Origin of the sequence: Priestia sp. AB, assembly GCF_028369225.1 — a bacterium.
GTDB classification, from domain to species: Bacteria; Bacillota; Bacilli; order Bacillales; family Bacillaceae_H; genus Priestia; species Priestia megaterium.
In genome coordinates this window covers 558551-575286 of sequence record NZ_JAQMYN010000001.1, presented here as the reverse complement: position 1 = coordinate 575286, position 16736 = coordinate 558551, and the positions used below count along the sequence as shown (strand labels likewise).

Annotated in this window: 19 protein-coding genes; all 19 read right to left on the bottom strand. The window is 39.2% G+C overall.

Going from position 1 to position 16736, the window contains the following annotated elements; all coding sequences use genetic code 11:
* Positions 1 to 45 precede the first annotated feature (45 nt).
* The 19 genes from POF52_RS02990 to trpE all read right to left on the bottom strand — a co-directional run bounded on the left by POF52_RS02990 (position 46) and on the right by trpE (position 16575).
* On the bottom strand, positions 46 to 432 hold the full coding sequence (locus POF52_RS02990) for a hypothetical protein (protein ID WP_271989644.1): 387 nt from the start codon (positions 430 to 432) through the stop codon (positions 46 to 48).
* A 99-nt stretch (positions 433 to 531) separates the two neighbouring features.
* A complete protein-coding gene (locus tag POF52_RS02985; protein ID WP_013058988.1) occupies positions 532 to 768 on the bottom strand; it encodes a YlbE-like family protein in 237 nt (78 codons plus the stop codon).
* Positions 769 to 773: 5 nt separating this feature from the next.
* Positions 774 to 1184 (bottom strand): YlbD family protein, encoded by a 411-nt coding sequence (locus POF52_RS02980; protein ID WP_013058989.1) that lies wholly within the window; start codon positions 1182 to 1184, stop codon positions 774 to 776.
* A gap of 82 nt (positions 1185 to 1266) precedes the next feature.
* A complete protein-coding gene (locus tag POF52_RS02975; protein ID WP_029715050.1) occupies positions 1267 to 1854 on the bottom strand; it encodes a DUF1405 domain-containing protein in 588 nt (195 codons plus the stop codon).
* 135 nt (positions 1855 to 1989) lie between these two features.
* The gene (locus tag POF52_RS02970; RefSeq protein ID WP_028411493.1) at positions 1990 to 2757 is read right to left on the bottom strand and encodes a menaquinol-cytochrome c reductase cytochrome b/c subunit; all 768 of its coding nucleotides are present in this window, start codon (positions 2755 to 2757) and stop codon (positions 1990 to 1992) included.
* Positions 2758 to 2867: 110 nt separating this feature from the next.
* Positions 2868 to 3542, bottom strand: coding sequence for a menaquinol-cytochrome c reductase cytochrome b subunit (gene qcrB / locus POF52_RS02965; RefSeq protein WP_013058992.1), 675 nt, complete (start codon positions 3540 to 3542; stop codon positions 2868 to 2870).
* A gap of 3 nt (positions 3543 to 3545) precedes the next feature.
* The gene (locus POF52_RS02960) at positions 3546 to 4046 is read right to left on the bottom strand and encodes a QcrA and Rieske domain-containing protein (RefSeq protein ID WP_013058993.1); all 501 of its coding nucleotides are present in this window, start codon (positions 4044 to 4046) and stop codon (positions 3546 to 3548) included.
* A gap of 204 nt (positions 4047 to 4250) precedes the next feature.
* Complete coding sequence (locus POF52_RS02955) at positions 4251 to 4709, bottom strand: YpiF family protein (RefSeq protein ID WP_224357771.1); 459 nt, start codon at positions 4707 to 4709, stop codon at positions 4251 to 4253.
* A 117-nt stretch (positions 4710 to 4826) separates the two neighbouring features.
* On the bottom strand, positions 4827 to 5372 hold the full coding sequence (locus POF52_RS02950) for a ReoY family proteolytic degradation factor (protein WP_013058996.1): 546 nt from the start codon (positions 5370 to 5372) through the stop codon (positions 4827 to 4829).
* A gap of 97 nt (positions 5373 to 5469) precedes the next feature.
* Positions 5470 to 6732, bottom strand: coding sequence for a tetratricopeptide repeat protein (locus POF52_RS02945; RefSeq protein ID WP_442956634.1), 1263 nt, complete (start codon positions 6730 to 6732; stop codon positions 5470 to 5472).
* 332 nt (positions 6733 to 7064) lie between these two features.
* The gene (gene aroA, locus POF52_RS02940) at positions 7065 to 8354 is read right to left on the bottom strand and encodes a 3-phosphoshikimate 1-carboxyvinyltransferase (RefSeq protein WP_271989633.1); all 1290 of its coding nucleotides are present in this window, start codon (positions 8352 to 8354) and stop codon (positions 7065 to 7067) included.
* Positions 8355 to 8375: 21 nt separating this feature from the next.
* Entirely contained in the window at positions 8376 to 9476 is a 1101-nt protein-coding gene (locus POF52_RS02935) for a prephenate dehydrogenase (protein WP_271989630.1), read from the bottom strand.
* A gap of 72 nt (positions 9477 to 9548) precedes the next feature.
* Positions 9549 to 10652 carry a histidinol-phosphate transaminase gene (hisC, locus tag POF52_RS02930; protein ID WP_074677379.1) on the bottom strand — a complete coding sequence of 368 codons (1104 nt, stop codon included), beginning with the start codon at positions 10650 to 10652 and terminating at the stop codon, positions 9549 to 9551.
* A 4-nt stretch (positions 10653 to 10656) separates the two neighbouring features.
* Positions 10657 to 11472 (bottom strand): tryptophan synthase subunit alpha, encoded by an 816-nt coding sequence (gene trpA, locus POF52_RS02925; protein WP_258357473.1) that lies wholly within the window; start codon positions 11470 to 11472, stop codon positions 10657 to 10659.
* Complete coding sequence (trpB, locus tag POF52_RS02920; protein WP_045292887.1) at positions 11459 to 12673, bottom strand: tryptophan synthase subunit beta; 1215 nt, start codon at positions 12671 to 12673, stop codon at positions 11459 to 11461. Before trpB ends, trpA begins: the two co-directional genes overlap by 14 nt.
* The gene (locus POF52_RS02915) at positions 12670 to 13296 is read right to left on the bottom strand and encodes a phosphoribosylanthranilate isomerase (RefSeq protein WP_271989626.1); all 627 of its coding nucleotides are present in this window, start codon (positions 13294 to 13296) and stop codon (positions 12670 to 12672) included. The genes trpB and POF52_RS02915 overlap by 4 nt, the downstream gene beginning before the upstream one ends.
* Positions 13286 to 14053, bottom strand: coding sequence for an indole-3-glycerol phosphate synthase TrpC (gene trpC, locus POF52_RS02910; RefSeq protein ID WP_271989624.1), 768 nt, complete (start codon positions 14051 to 14053; stop codon positions 13286 to 13288). The genes POF52_RS02915 and trpC overlap by 11 nt, the downstream gene beginning before the upstream one ends.
* Positions 14043 to 15068 (bottom strand): anthranilate phosphoribosyltransferase, encoded by a 1026-nt coding sequence (trpD, locus tag POF52_RS02905; protein ID WP_013059005.1) that lies wholly within the window; start codon positions 15066 to 15068, stop codon positions 14043 to 14045. The genes trpC and trpD overlap by 11 nt, the downstream gene beginning before the upstream one ends.
* Positions 15061 to 16575, bottom strand: a complete 1515-nt coding sequence (gene trpE, locus POF52_RS02900) for an anthranilate synthase component I (RefSeq protein WP_271989623.1) — start codon at positions 16573 to 16575, stop codon at positions 15061 to 15063. Before trpE ends, trpD begins: the two co-directional genes overlap by 8 nt.
* Positions 16576 to 16736 lie beyond the last annotated feature (161 nt).

The following is a 16736-nucleotide window of genomic DNA, read 5'->3' as shown; positions in this document are numbered from 1 at the left end:
TGCTAAAACAGCTTACACTGATTTACTACAAGTTCTACTTTTTAACTATATAATTTCAACCGTAAAGGTATTCCTCACCTGATAACTTTCTTCTTTTGATTTCATTAGTTCAATCGTAACCGTATGAGATCCTTTTGGAAGATCACTTAAAACAAAGGCTGCTTGCTTCATTTCTTTAAATGGTTTTCCATCTACTGTTATTTGAAGAAATCCACTCTCTGTTGAAAATGAAAACCCGCTTAGAATACATTCAACGTATACGTTCTGTCCTTTCACATGCTGGTGGACCATCAGTGAAGGTTTTGCATTCGTTTCACTAAACGTTTCAGCTGCCCGCGGTTGAGAGGAAATTTTAGTTTCAGGTTTTGGTTTATCATGGTTGCACCCTAGCAGAGAAACTACACATAAGGCCGTCGTTAATAGTAAGCGCATCATACCATTCCTTTATCATTCGTTTCTCCATAGTGTTTACAAACTCTTTGTTTTTACTCATGACGTGCAAAAATCTCTGCATCGCTATGTATGCAGAGATCATTGGTTTTTCATGGATTGAAACATATGAAACATCATATTTGCCATTTGAATCGAATTCGAAAATTTTTCGACTTTATGAGGAATCGTTTGTTTGTAATAGTGTTTGGATTCTAATTCAAATTTCTCCAGTTCTTCAGGATTTCTAGATAAACGCCGGTACCACATTGGCTGTTCACGAACGAAGTCGTTGAGCTTAGGACGAGACTGCATATACTCGTATATATCTTTTCTCATTGCGCTTAATCTTTCCTAAAGCCAAATGGATTCCCTGGCCCGGAAGCTGCTCCTCCACCTGATGGCTTAGATGGTTGAAATTGCTGCAGTACTTGTTGGATATTCGAAATAGCAGAATTTACATTTGTGATATGATTTTGCATTTGATTCAAGTCCATGTTTTTCAGTGAGGATACAATTGTACCCATAATATCTTTTTTCTCCTCTGTTGCAGCAGCTGGTTCAGCCTTTGCACTTTCTTCTGAACGATATGCCTCCCACATTGGATCTTCTGCACCGAATAAATACCAATCTTCATAAAGCTCTTTCCACGTTTTTTGCTGCTTTCGAACCTGTTCTACTAATTTAGGATGTGATTTTACAAATTGTTTAAATTCCACAACGGACGGATGAAGCTCTCGTTTGGTTTCCTTCACAGTCACTCACCTCATACTTAAATATAGCCTACTATATCTTAGAAAAAGAGAGCTCGTTTCGTGCGCCTATTTCAAAAATTTTTTACAGCTGTTTTTTTGAAGAAGCACGAACTGTGAACCAGTATGTAATGAAAATAGATAAAATGCTTAGCCAAAATGTAAAATAACCAATTTCAGACATATACGCATTGAGCATGCTGTATCTTGGCATCATAGAAAAAACGTAATCAATGATATCATTATGTACGGTCCATACAGCGGCAACAGCTAAATGCCATAATTTAATCCGATAAAACGGTACGTATAAAAGCCCTTGAAAAGCCATTGCTGCATGAGAAGCCATTAACATAAGCATCATCCAATCAATGTATCCTGTTAACACATAGACCAATACATTCATTATAACGGCCCAAATCCCGTATTTAAACAGCGTGATCATTGCTAAAGCTTCAAATAGCGAAAAATGTTTTCCAAGTAAAAGACCGATAAGTACAATCACAAAAAACAAGCTTGCTGTTGGACTATCAGGTACAAATAATAAAAACTTTTTAGGCGTTTCTGCTAATTGACTACCATACCAAATATATCCATATATTGTTCCTAGTATATTCATAATCAGCAAAAGCGTTAAAAAACGCTTATCTTTTAAGGTATACCATAACCAAGCCATTTAGAAAGTCTCCTTTACATTTAATCTCTTCTTTATTATGTACAGTTTTTGGACAATAGCAAGCACCTATCTCATTGATATAAACCATCACATTAAATAAATTCAAAAAAAAACCAGCCTTTTGGCTGATTTTCATTATTCTTTTCCTAAGTTGCCGACAAATTCCGAGAGCGTTTTCAATTCTTTATCTGAACCTTTGAAAACACCTTTTGGCATATTGCCTTTACCATTTTTTGCGATATTGGCAATTTCTTCAGGAGATAAATCAATTCCTGTTAAAGCCGGAGCCGCAGGGCCTCCCTGTAAATTATCACCATGACAGGTCAAGCACGTTTGCTTTTGCATAATTTTGTAGCCTTCTGAATTTTTGTCAATCGCTACTTCTTCTCTAATTTTCCCTTGCTCTTCACGTGCTTTCCAATCCACCTGTGTCGCTGACTGCCAGGTTAGGAAAAAGACTGCTGCTATAGCCAAAAGCATGAATCCGGTCGCAAACGGCCTCTTAGCCGGTCTTCTTTCTGGTCCTCGATCAATGAACGGAGCAAGCATTAATGCGCCAAATGCAATCCCAGGAATAATAAATGCACCTATAATATTATATGGACCAGAAGCAAATGAATACTTAAGCAATTGATATAGGAACAAAAAATACCAGTCGGGAAGAGGCAAGTACCCCGTATCAGTCGGATCGGCAATACGTTCAAGAGGAGATGGATGAGCGATGGTTAAACATAAATAACCGATTAAAAAAACTGCTCCTACCATCCATTCTTTTAGTAAAAAGTTTGGCCAGAATGCTTCTGTTTTCCCTGGAAATTCAGAGTAATCTTTTGGAATATTGGGTTTTCGTTCTGCAGGAACACGTGAATCTCCAACAAACTTCATCCCTTTACCACGATGCATGTTCTCCCTCCTTTTTCTCACTGTTCTAGTGAAAGTACTAACAACGGAGTATGTGCTTGATGCATATGATGACTAGTGTGATTGACTAATTGAATAAAGCGTATAAACTTTTATAGTGGTCCTGAAATTCCTTGTTTACGAATCATTAAGAAGTGGGCACCCATTAAGCCAAGTAGGGCTCCGGGTAAAAAGAATACGTGAATGGCGAAAAAGCGAGTTAGTGTTTGAGCACCAACGATGTCTGGATGTCCTGAGAGTAATGTCTTCACTTGCTGGCCTATAATTGGTGTGGATTCAGCAATTTGCAAACCTACTTTCGTTGCAAATAGCGCTTTCATATCCCACGGCAACAAATAACCTGTAAAACCTAAACCTAACATAACAAAGAAAATTAACACACCCACAATCCAGTTTAACTCGCGGGGTTTTTTGTATGCTCCTTGGAAGAAAACACGAAGTGTATGTAAAAACATCATGACGATAACCAAACTTGCTCCCCAGTGATGCATACCTCGAACAATTTGTCCGAAAGCGACTTCATTTTGCAGATAATAAACGGATTCCCATGCATTTTTTATATCTGGTACATAATACATGGTTAAAAACATGCCTGATAAAATTTGAATAACGGTAACAAAAAACGTCAATCCACCAAAACAATACACAAATGCTGAAAAGTGATGTGCAGGATTTACGTGCTCTGGCACTTCATGATCGGCCACATCTCGCCATAAAGGAGTAATATCTAGCCGTTCATCCACCCAGTCATAGATTTTATTCAACATTTTCTATGCCCCTCCTTGTGGTTTGGCTTTTCCTAGATATAACGTACCGCCTTTTACTTTTTGAACGTATACATCTAACGGTCCCATCGGTGGTGTCCCAGGTACATTTTTACCGCTTTTTTCATACATTCCCCCATGACAAGGGCAGTAGAAACGATGTGGATAGTTTTTGTCACCAGCCCAGTTAACCGTACAGCCTAAATGCTTACAAATTGGTGACAGCGCGACGATTTCACCTTTATCAGTTTTGTACACCCAAGCTGATCTTGGCTCTTCTGATTTATGCCACGCATCCACTTGCTTGATTTTAAAATCGACACGTTTCGGCTCTTTTGTAATGTCTTTAACCTGCGCTACAGCTACTAAATCCTGACCCGCTTCTTTTTCCAAAATTGGATCTACTGCAAAGCGCACCATTGGCATTAACATTCCAGCAGCCATAAATCCCCCTACACCAGTGAGCGTATAGTTTAAAAACTGTCGTCTTGATACCCGATCACCCATGCTTTTCCCCCCTTAAAAAAAGTTCAGTCCAGAGAATTTTGGACACATGATGGACCATTCTATTAAACTAGGACATAATCATGATATATTAATATTTCTGGAAGGTCAATACAATAAAAACCTAAAACATGGAAATAATCTTTATTTTTCTAAATTTTTAGTCATCATTTTGTTTGCGCTTCCATTACTTATTCTACAGTCTTTTTAAACACTCCATTTCTCTACAAAAATCGGCAGGAGCTGTTGAACTTGTTCATGTATGAGCGTATACTTATGCGACTCGTCTATATGCTCAAGCGGTAAAGCAGGTATCCAAATGCAGTGAGCCCCTATTTCTTTTTCATATTGCAGCCAGTCTCGGTCGCTAGTAAGCACAAAAAGATGTTTGACTTCATTGTCATTTATATGCTCATTCCAACGAAGTAATGTTTCATAAACAGCAGCTACTCCATCTTTTTTTAAATATGTAAAACTAGGTGTTAAAATCACTCTTCCTTTAAATTGCCTCTCTAACTCTTCAGTAAGAGCAGTCGTATATTCACTCATAGATGCAGTAAGCTTTAAATCTTCTCCGAAATCAATCGGAATGAGTGGAACCAATACAGTATCAACATAACTTTTGGATTGTAAGTACACATCCATTTCCTTGGCCTGAAGCTTCAACTTCTTTCTCCTCTCAGCAAGCCCGCTAAAGCTTGTCTTATTTATTTTTCAAAATGAATAAGGAGATAAAAAAAGAGATTGACCTTTTTCTAAGAAGCTAGCCAATCCCTCATTTATCTACTGTACATAATGGTTATTTAAATATTCGCTTAAGCGCTGAAATTCCTCTTTATCGTTTTCATCTAATGCTTTATCAATTAGTTCCATGATTTTTGATCGCTGAAACTTCTGAATAGATTCTTCCAATATTTGCTCAGCTAATACTCTGTCTTTTTCATTTGTTTGATTAGCTTTTGGCATATACGGATTGTCTTCCAGTACAGCCACATATTGAGGCGATGAATACAACGATCGGAAGTTTAATTGAATATAAATGTCTTCTTCTCGATTCAAACGAATATCATGAAATGATTTTTCTGCATCGGTTGTCATGATATTTTCTTTATAAAAACGAAATGGAGGGTCTTCCACACAGTGCGTAGACATCACCATCCCGCGAGGACAAAACTGTGCTTGCTCAACGAAGTGAACTCGTTTCATCAATTGATCATGGCTCATCAAATAATTTAAAATCCATACACATTCTCTTCGCTTCAGCTGATAATTCGTTAAAAACCAGCGAACAAATTCTTTTTTCTCGTTGACAGTAACAGGGGTCGTCATATTCTCACTTCCCTCCTCTGTGTTTAAACTCTCAGTTAAAACACCTTTTACAGTTATTTATTCCACACGGCAGCAATAAAATCCTCTGAACTATTATTTATTCTTCTAATTGAAATAATATGTCTTGAATTTCATCTACTGTTGGATCCATTGCTAATAAGGCTTGGAAAATCCCCTTCGCTTTCGAGCGCTGTCCTTCTTCTAATAAGAAATAGCCATACTCTTCTAAAAACGCATACTCTTCTTTAAAAACAGTGTATGCAGATTCGTAGTATTTTAGCGCTGCTTCATAATTTTCTAATTCTTGGTGAGCTTTTGCTAAATCCCATTCAAAATGAGGGTCATGCTCATTATATTCTTTGGCGTGCTCGATATTCTCTACTACCTCTTCATATCTCTCTTGACTCATATAAAGTTTAGAGAGAGTTAAAATGGCTTCAATATACCCTGGATCTAGTGCAATCGCTTGTTGAAATGCCGATTCAGCCTCTTCTTCTAGACCGCGCTTTAATGCTATCTTCCCTTTAAAAAAGTAAAGTTCTTTTTGAAATTCATCCTGCGCAATACCTTCGTTAACAGCCACCGCAGCCTCTTCTAGCATCTCTTCATGTTCATATGATTTTGCTAAATATAAATAAAGAGAATGGTACTCACGGTCTAGCTCTTTTAGTTCTGTGAACTTTTCAATAGCGGTCTGATAATGACCTGCTTGATACGCTGAAATCGCATATTCAAATAGTGTGTTAATCTCAAGCTTATCTTTTAGCGCTTGATCAAAGTAAGGAAGCGCTTCTTCGAACTGGCCGATACCTGCTAAACTTTCAGCTAATCGCTGACGAAGATCCGTGCCGTTAAATTCTTTTTCTATTTTTAGCAGCGTTTGATAAAAAGGAATCGCCTTTTGATAAATTCCTTGACTGCTGTAAAATTCACCGAGCCCAAAATCTATAACCGGCTCATTTGGAAGCATTTTTTTCGCTTCCATTAACTTTTGCTCACTTACTTCACTAAGGCCTTGCATTTGATATAAGTCAGCTACAAGAAGCAGAGCTGGCACGTAGTTATCATCTTCGCTGCTAATTTGATTTAAAATATGAATCGCTTCTTCTTCTTCTTCTAAATCGATAAGCATTTCAGCTTTTAATAAATACAGCTCGCCTTCTTCTGGGTATTTAGCGATGAGCTCGTCTATTAAAGGCAGCGCATCATTTACTAGTCCCCACTCTTGAAGCTGTTCAGCCATTAAAAATTTTTCTTCGTCTGTAGCTTTATCTTTCAATTCATGAATAAGGGCAAGACCTTTTTCAATTTCATTGGATTCTACGTAACCTATCGCGCGGTCTAGTTCTTTCACACACAATTCTCCTTTATTATTACATTCACTTTTTATATACAAATAAAACGAATTAATTTTCTATTTTTCCCAAACCGAAGCAAGAACACATGCTTCTATACACCATGATAAAATAGTTTGAGCGTTTGTTCAACAAATCAATTTGAATACGCTTACATTTTTTTGAATAAAAACGAGATTGAGACATGACTACATTAATCAAAAGCTAGAAGCACCTACATACATGAGACCTACGTTTACCCTAATAAAAATCCGAACGAGTTTGATTCTCTATCAAGAATATCAATTCATCGTTCGGATTTCCCTTCAACCAAAATACGTTTGTCCCAGTCTCTTTCTTATTCGCTTAGTTTATCAAGATCTTCAAAGAAAGTAGGATAGGAGACGTGAATAGCTTCACTTCTCATTAGTGTTACCTCTCCCGTTGCAATGGCTGCTGCGACCGCAAGCATCATTCCAATTCGATGATCTCCATAGCTGTCTACTTCACCGCTTTTTAGAGCCGCCTTGCCTTCAATGATGAGGCCATCAGCTGTTGGAGTAACAGAGGCACCGAGCTTGCTTAACTCCGTTGCAACCGTATCGATACGGTTCGTTTCTTTTACTTTTAATTCTTCGGCATCTTTAATAACTGTTTTCCCATTCGCCTGAGTCGCCAAAAGAGCGATTACTGGAATTTCATCAATTAAACGAGGAATTACATCCCCCCCAATTTCAATCCCTTTCAACTGAGACGTTTCAATCGTCAAATCGCCAATAGGCTCTCCATTTTGAATACGTTCATTAGAAATTGTAAGGCGTGCACCCATTTGCTGAAGCACATCAATAATACCTGTTCTTGTAGGATTGAGTCCGACGTTTTTCAAAACGATTCGGCTGTTTGGAATAATGGCTCCTGCAACAAGAAAGAATGCAGCTGAAGAAATGTCCCCAGGGACGTACACATCCGTTCCGCGCAGGGATTGTCCTCCTTCAATACTTACAGTCGTTCCATCTACCTCTACGTCTACTCCAAATGCGCGAAGCATACGCTCTGTATGGTCGCGTGATGTAAAAGGCTCGGTTACTTTTGTTGTGCCTTCGGCATGAAGTCCCGCAAGTAAAATCGCCGATTTTACTTGTGCACTTGCTACAGGAGAATGGTAATGAATTGCTTTTAATGCTCCTCCTCTAGTAGATAAAGGCGTATATTGGCCATGCTCACGCCCATCAATCTTTGCACCCATAGAGCGCAGCGGCACCGTAACGCGGCTCATTGGACGCTTGGCAATTGACTCATCTCCAATTAGAGACGTATGAAATGGCACACCGGAAAGAATCCCCAGCATTAAACGAGTAGTTGTTCCTGAATTTCCTACATCTAGGATGGAAGTAGGTTCACTTAATCCTTCGATACCTTTACCTTCCACTTCAACATACTCGCCTTCTCTTTTAATCGATACGCCCATCTTTTCAAAACAAGAGATAGTACTCAAGCAATCTTCACCTGCTAAAAAATGATTAATCGTTGTTTTCCCTTCTGCCATCGCTCCGAACATCACAGCTCTGTGAGAAATCGACTTATCCCCGGGAATAGAAATTTCTCCTTGAAGAGATGAAAGATTCGTTTTTAATGGTTTTCCACTCATTTCATTCACACCTTTCGTACATTAAGAAATAAACGTCTGATATTGATGCTGATGGAGACACGCTCTTGCCCGCTTTCTATCTTCCTCTGTTTGAAAGCTCAAACGTAATACTCCGTATATGTCTTCTCGTGTTTCTAAAATTCGAATGTTTGTAATACTGATTTCATCTTCTGCTAAATAACCGGTTACTTCTGAGATAATACCCGGATAGTCAGGAACATCCACATAGAGATCGTAAAAGGATGGAATTGCTCCTTTGGTTCGTACAGGAAGCTGATCTCTAAATTGTTTTGCTTGTGAAAAATATGTATAGATATCGTTCGCATCTTTTCGTTCGATCATATTTCGCACGTCGTTCATTTCTTCAAGCCAGTGGTCAAACATTGACAGAAGCGCATCCTGGTTATGAAGCAAAATATCTCTCCACATCGCTGGACTGCTTGAAGCAATACGTGTAATATCACGAAACCCTCCAGCCGCAAGCTGCGAAACTAGCTGATTGTCTTGTTGGTAATATTCTGCTTGATGAACAAGGCTTGCGGCAATAATATGTGGAAAATGGCTAATGACACCTGCTAATTTATCATGTTCTTTTGGTGACATCACAATAATTTTAGCTTTTGTACCATTTAGCAATTCCTTTAAGTTGTCTAAAGCCTCCGAAGAAGTAGAAGATGAAGGTGTTAATACATACATTGCATTTTCAAATAAATGAGCTTTAGAAGCAGCTACTCCGCTTTTATGAGACCCCGCCATTGGATGACCGCCGATAAACTCAATGCCTTTAGAAATAAGAACCTCGGCTGTCTTCACGACTTCTTCTTTTGTACTTCCTACGTCTGTTACGATGACAGACTGCTTGAGCGTAAAGTGTTCGAACTGTTTTAGTACTTCCGCTGCTTGGGTGACCGGAATGGCAATAACAATATAATCCGCTTGCTCAGCGCCTTGTTGCAGAGAAGAAGCCGCTTGGTCAATTACGCCTAGAGTTTTAGCGAGCTCCAGCTGCTCATGATTAATGTCAAAACCTATTACATCAAGATGATGATGCGTCTTTTTTATATTAAGCGCAAGAGATCCTCCAATTAATCCCAGGCCTATAACAAAAACATTTTCTTTCACTTTCCTTCACCTCATTGTACATATGAAGATGAGAGTGTGAAATCACACTCTCATCTTTTACTATATTAGGTATTAAGCTTTCGCCGTTTCTTGGTTAACAAACTGCTGAAGCAATTCAATGATTTGTTCATTTTGTTCTTTTGTTCCCACCGTAATACGAACGGAAGTTGGGAAGCCTAGTGCATTCCCTGAACGAACGATAAATCCGCGCTGCAATAAAAATTGAAACACTTCATCGCCTTGACGGCCAAAATCAATTAGAACAAAATTAGTGAAAGAAGGATAATAATTTAAGCCATTCTTATCACAGAAAGCATAGTACTGCTGCAAACCTGCTTCATTTTTCTTTTTGCACTCTTCAATGAACGCTTGGTCTTCAAGAGCAACGATTGCTGCTTTTTGAGCCATGCGGCTTGTATTAAAAGGTTCGCGAGCCGGCTCAATTTTTTGTAGCAATGATTCGTTTGCAATACCGTAACCAATACGCAAAGAAGCTAAGCCGTATGCTTTTGAAAATGTGCGAAGTACAATTAAGTTTTCGTATTCATTCAAAAGCTCTACCGTATTCGGATAGTCGGCTTGATCTGCTGCATACTCAAAATACGCTTCATCCATAACAATTAACGTATGCTTAGGAACTTGTTTCATAAAGGAAATTAACTTATCGCCCTTCACATACGTTCCCGTTGGGTTATTAGGACTGCATACCCATACAATTGTCGTATTTTCATCAATGGCACGAAGCATAGCATCTAAATCATGATCTCCACCGCGCAGCGGTACTTCACGAATTTCTGCACCTTCAATTACGGCATTGTGCTTATATTGAGGAAATGATGGCGTTGGCATGACAGTATTTGTATCAGCCGATAGCAAAGCTCGGCAAATAATTTGAATGACTTCATCAGACCCATTTCCAAAAATCAGCTGATCTTGCTCTACACCTACGTGTTTTGCTACTGCTGCACGCAGTTCAGCTGCATAACCGTCTGGATAAAGCGCCATATTTTCAATTTCTGCAGCAATCGCCTCTTTTACTAAAGCAGAGCTGCCGTAAGGATTTTCATTGGATGCTAATTTTACAACGCGATCTAAATTAAATTCACGCTTCACTTCTTCAATTGGCTTACCTGGTTTATATGGAGATAAAGTTAGTAATTGTTCTTTTACCTTCATCGTGTCACACCTCGCATTTTTGTATAGGCGAAACGATGGATGCAACATACTCCTCAATTTGATTTAATCCGTCTCGGCGTGTATCCTTATTTAAAAGAACTTCTTCAAACTGGCCAATTTTATTAACAATTGCACTTCCAATTACAATGCCGTCGCTGTGTTCTTTTAATACCTCTACTTGTTCGCTTGTTGAAATCCCAAAACCGACGGCAACCGGTATAGAAGCTGCTGCTTTCACATCTTCTAAAAAGGTGCCAATATCAGGTGGCAACGTAGAGCGAACCCCGGTAACGCCTAAAGACGACACGCAGTATAAGAAGCCCGTTGCATCTGCAGCAATTTTTTGAATACGCTCTTTAGATGTAGGAGCAACCATTGAAATATACACAACTTCATTTTCAGCGGCAAGCTCCCGGATACGGCCACTCTCTTCGTACGGTAAATCTGGAATTAGCACTCCATCTATTTCATTTTCTCGCATTAACGCGAAAAAGGATTCTAAACCTAATTGTAACACAGGATTAAAATAGGTAAAGAGAATTACCGGTATTTTCACACCTTTTTTTCTCATCACCGATACAAGCTTAATAGCTTTTGAAATAGACATGCCGCCAGATAAAGCTCTTTTAGACGCCTCTTGAATAATTGGACCATCTGCTAAAGGATCGGAATACGGTACGCCCAGCTCTAAAATAGAAGCACCTTGCTTTTGCAAAGACAAAGCAATCTCCACCGTTGCATCTTCATGAGGATCTCCCGCTGTAATAAATGGAATAAATAATGTTTCATGTTTAGGTAGTCTCGCTTCAAACGTATTCATGTTCTTCTTCCTTCCCTTCTAGCAAGTTTACTAATGTATGAACGTCCTTATCTCCTCGACCTGATAAGCAAATTAAAATGGTTTCTTCTTTCGTCATGCTTTTAGCCAGTTCAAATGCTTTTGCTAGCGCATGGGCGGATTCGATAGCCGGGATGATTCCCTCTGTTTTCGCCAATAGCTGAAGAGCTTCGATTGATTCATCATCCGTTACACTTTCATATTCTACTCGTCCAATAGATGAAAGGTGAGAATGCTCTGGACCGATACCCGGATAATCCAAACCTGCTGAAATAGAATAAGGCTCTGTAATTTGACCATTTTCATCTTGAAGTAAATACGTGAGCGTTCCGTGAATAACACCTTTTGTGCCTTTAGCCATTTTAGCAGCATGAAGGGCTGTATTTAGTCCTTTCCCCCCTGCTTCTACCCCAATCAAGCGTACATTTTCTTCTTTAATAAAATCATAAAACATGCCGATTGCATTACTGCCGCCTCCGACGCATGCCACGACAGCATTCGGAAGTTTTCCTTCTACCGCTGTAAACTGTTCTTTTGCTTCTTCTCCAATAATTTTTTGGAAATCTCGAACCATTTTAGGATAAGGATGCGGTCCAATGGCCGAACCAATTAAGTAAAAATGATCTTCACAGTGTTGAACCCAGTAGCGAATTGCTTCATTTGTTGCATCTTTTAGCGTTTTTGTTCCAGAAGTTGCAGGAATGACTTCTGCTCCTAGAAGCTTCATGCGAAAGACGTTTAACGCCTGACGTTCAATATCTTCTTCTCCCATGAATACTTTACATTCCATTCCGAACTTTGCAGCTACTGTAGCTGTCGCTACCCCGTGCTGACCTGCTCCTGTTTCAGCAATAATTTTTGTTTTGCCCATACGTTTAGCCAGTAAAATCTGTCCAATGGCATTGTTGATTTTGTGAGCACCCGTATGATTTAAGTCTTCACGTTTTAAATAAATTTTTGCCCCGCCGAGCGTTTCGGTAATATTATCAGCATATGTTAAAGCCGTTGGTCGCCCTGAGTAATTGACGAGTAAGGATAGATATTCATCTTTAAATGCTGGATCTTTCATTGCTTCATTCAAAGCTGCTTCTACTTCTTCAAGTGGTTTCATTAATGTTTCAGGTACGTATTTTCCACCAAATTCACCAAAGCGGCCAAATTCATCAGGATGATTGTATGTCATAGTATGATCTTCCTTTCAATCTCTATAATTTTTGTATAGTCCTTCGTTCCATTTGTTTCAATACCGCCAGAAATATCAATCGCCCCAGGCTTGTAGGGTAACAAGTTCTCAATGTTACAAGCATTGATTCCTCCAGCAATAAAGCATTTTTTACCTAACCTTTGGGCAGCTGATTCATACTGAGGAACGAAACTCCAATCAAAAGCGACGCCCGTTCCTCCGAATTGTTCTTTAACCTTGCTGTCAATTACATACCCGTCAGCCTCTTCATATACATGCATTTGCTGCACCGTTTCTTTATTGTGAGGGAGCGCTTTCCATACTTCATATCCACGCTGCTTTAACTCACGTACTTCAGCAGCTGTTTCTTGCCCGTGGCACTGAATAACCTCTAAATTTGTTACGGAGGCAATTTCAAGCATTTGATCCACCGGTGTATTAACAAATACCCCTACTAGCGAGACTTGTTTTTTTATTTCATCCGTTACAAACTCATTTACTCGTTCAGGCTTTACATATCGTTTACTTTTAGGATAGAAAATAAAGCCAATGTGAGTAGCAGCCGACTTTTCGATTAAAGCTATGTCTTGTTTTGATCGAATACCGCAATACTTAATAAGCATATTCACTTTCCCCAAACAGCTTTTCAATCGCTTTGGTTTGATTATCCTGTCTCATAAGCGATTCTCCTACTAAAATAGCTTTTGCTCCAGCTTCTTTTACGTAGGAAACATCATCGTATAAGTAAATGCCGCTTTCACTCACTAACAGCTGATCTTTCGGAACGTGCTTGGCAATTTCTTTGGTCTGCTGCACGCTGGTTTCAAACGTGTGAAGATTTCGATTATTAATGCCAATAATCTTTGGGGTAAATACAGCTAGCAGCTTTTCAAGCGTTTCTAGAGAATGCACTTCTACTAAACAATCTAACTCTTTTTCAGCAGCTTGAAGATAAAGCTCTTGCAATTTTAATGGTTCAAGTGCTTCTCCAATGAGTAAAATAGCATCAGCACCGATTCTTGCACTTTCTTCCACTTGAATGGAATCAATGATGAAATCCTTGCGAAGTACAGGAATAGAGACATCCTGTTTAATGTCACTTAAAAACGTTCGGTTTCCTTGAAAATAGTGCTGATCTGTTAACACAGACAAAGCATCTGCTTTCCCTTTCTCGTAGGCTTTAGCAATTTCCACAGGCTGAAAATTCTCTTTTATTAATCCTTTGGAAGGAGAAGCTTTTTTCACTTCTGCAATAAGAGCCAGCTCTCGATTCGGATTTGATAAAGCTTTTAAGAATGATCGTTTTGCAACATTTTGCTGTTCGGGTAACTGTAAGTTTTGAATTTCTTCTTTTTTTGTTTCAATAATTTTATTGAGCATGTTCAACCACCTTTTTCGATTTCAATCGTTGTAATTGCGTGTATGCAGCACCTGATTCAATTGTTTCTAAAGCTACAGCTACTCCTTCTTCAAAAGTAGAAACGTTTCCGCTAACGTAAATAGCTGCAGCAGAGTTCAACACGACTGCATTTTTAGCAGTTACATTACTTTTATTTAAAAATAGAGATTCAATGAGCTCTGCACTCGATTTCGCGTCTTCTACCACCAAGTCTTCAAGCTTCCCTCTCTGTAAATGTACATCCTCTGGTGCAAGCGTATATTCTGTAATGACATTGCCCTGTACTTCTACAACATCCGTTACATCCGTGGCACTAATTTCATCTAAACCATCTCTGCCCGCAACAAGCAGGACGTGATTCGCTCCCAGTACAACAAGCGCTTCTGCTAATTTCCGTGCAAGCTCAATAGAATAAACGCCAATTACTTGCTTTGTGCAGTTAGTAGGGTTTGCTAACGGACCTAATGCATTAAAAACGGTTCTAAACCCTAATTCCTTTCGAGTAGCAGCAACGTGCTTCATAGCAGGGTGATAAAGCGGCGCAAATAAAAAGGACATGTTGAGGTCAGCCACCGCATTTTTCACTTCTTTTTCATTTCCTTGAATCCATATATCCAGATGTTCTAACACGTCGGCGCTTCCGCTTTTAGAAGACACGGCGCGATTCCCGTGTTTCGCAACCTTTACTCCGGCAGCAGATGCCACAATCGCACTAGCCGTCGAAATATTAAAAGTAGAGGCGCCGTCTCCTCCCGTACCGCACGTATCTACTACGTTTAATTCTTCTAGAGAAATAGCATTCATATTGTTTTTCATACCTCGGACAAACCCAACAATTTCATCGACGGTTTCTCCTCGGTACGTTAAGATGGTTAGCACGCTAGCAATTTGAGCTGCCGGGACTTTACCGTTCATAATATCATTCATAATTTTTTCTGCTTCTTCCGCTGAAAGTGACTCGCCGCGCAAACACTTTTTCAACAATTCTTTAAACATATACATCCTCCTTTTTATCGTAGATGTCTTGAGCTAATTGAATTGTTTTAATTAAAGCGCTAGCTTTATTGCGGGTTTCTTTCCACTCAAGCTCCGGTTTTGAGTCAGCAACCACTCCTGCTCCAGCCTGGATATAAGCTGTTTGGTCTTTCAAAAGAATGGTGCGAATCGCAATGCACGAATCAATGTTTCCATCAAATCCGAGATATGCTACGGTTCCTGCATATACATTTCGCGCAACTGGTTCAATTTCATTTAAGATTTGCATCGCTCGCACTTTTGGAGCGCCAGATACGGTACCCGCTGGAAATGCAGAAAGCAGCGCATCAATGGGATGTACTTTTTCGTCAAGGCGCCCTGTCACTTTAGAAATCAAGTGCATGACGTGCGAAAAGTTAACCTGCTGCATTAATACTGGTGTTTGGACACTTCCATACTGTGCAACTCGGCCGATGTCATTTCTTGCTAAGTCCACGAGCATATAGTGTTCTGCCCGCTCTTTTTCATCGTTAATTAAGTCTTCGTATAAGCGCGCATCTTCTTCTGCATCCCTGCCACGTCTTCTCGTTCCTGCAATCGGATGAATTTCTAAATGGCCGTTTTCAATTTGAATCAACCGCTCAGGAGAACTTCCAATTAGCTCCACGCCTTTTACTTTCACGTAAAATAAATAAGGAGAGGGATTAACTAATCGCAATACTCTGTAAATATCAAATCCAGCTACGGTCGTATCAATTTGAAATCTCTGCGACAATACGGCTTGAAAAACATCTCCGCTTTTAATGTATTCCTTAATTTTTTCCACATCTTGCACAAATTTATCTTTTTGGTATGACGATGTCACGCCTTCAAAGCTAACTTCGCGCTGCTCGCTTTCAAACATCATTGGCTTTTCTTTCACCGTCTGCGCTATTCTTTCAACATATCGATTGATCTCCGTTAGAGCTTCGTCATATTTTTCTTTTTTCTGCTGCTCTTTGTCTTGCTCATTAAGCTGAATGTAGTGAATCACCATAAGCTCTTTTGTTTGATGATTGTACGCAAGCATCGTTTGACAATAGATAAAGTGAAAAGTAGGCATGTTCAAATCGTTTTGAGCATGTACGTTTACTTTTTCAATTTGCGATACTGCGTCGTAGCTGATAAACCCTACTGCTCCTCCTTTAAAAGGAAGTGCAAGGTCTGGTACTTTCACTTTCAGCTCTTGCTGAATTTTACAAAATACCTCTTTAAAGCTGTCTCCTTGCAGCACAGGTTGAAGCTGCTTGTTTTTTGCTAGATAGGTTCCGTTCTCTTCTTCTACATACAAAAATGGATTCAAGCCAATAAAAGAATAATTGGACCATGGTGATGATTCATCATTACTTTCAAGTAAATATACGGCTTCATCTTTTACCTGTTGAAAAAGATCAACAGGTGTCATGCTATCGATAAATATTTTTTTTATGATTGGAATGGTTAAATACTTTGTAGAGTCTTCTAAAAAAGAAGTATACGTGTTCGTCATATCTTTCAATCCTCCATTTCATGGAGAATGAGAATAGATGAGGTGATATAAAAGAGGATATAATAAATAAACCCAAAGACACATCAAAAATGGGCCTTTGGGTATACGAATGGTAAAATTCACTCAACTAAACTCTGCTCAACTGTCTCATTCTCGTCTAC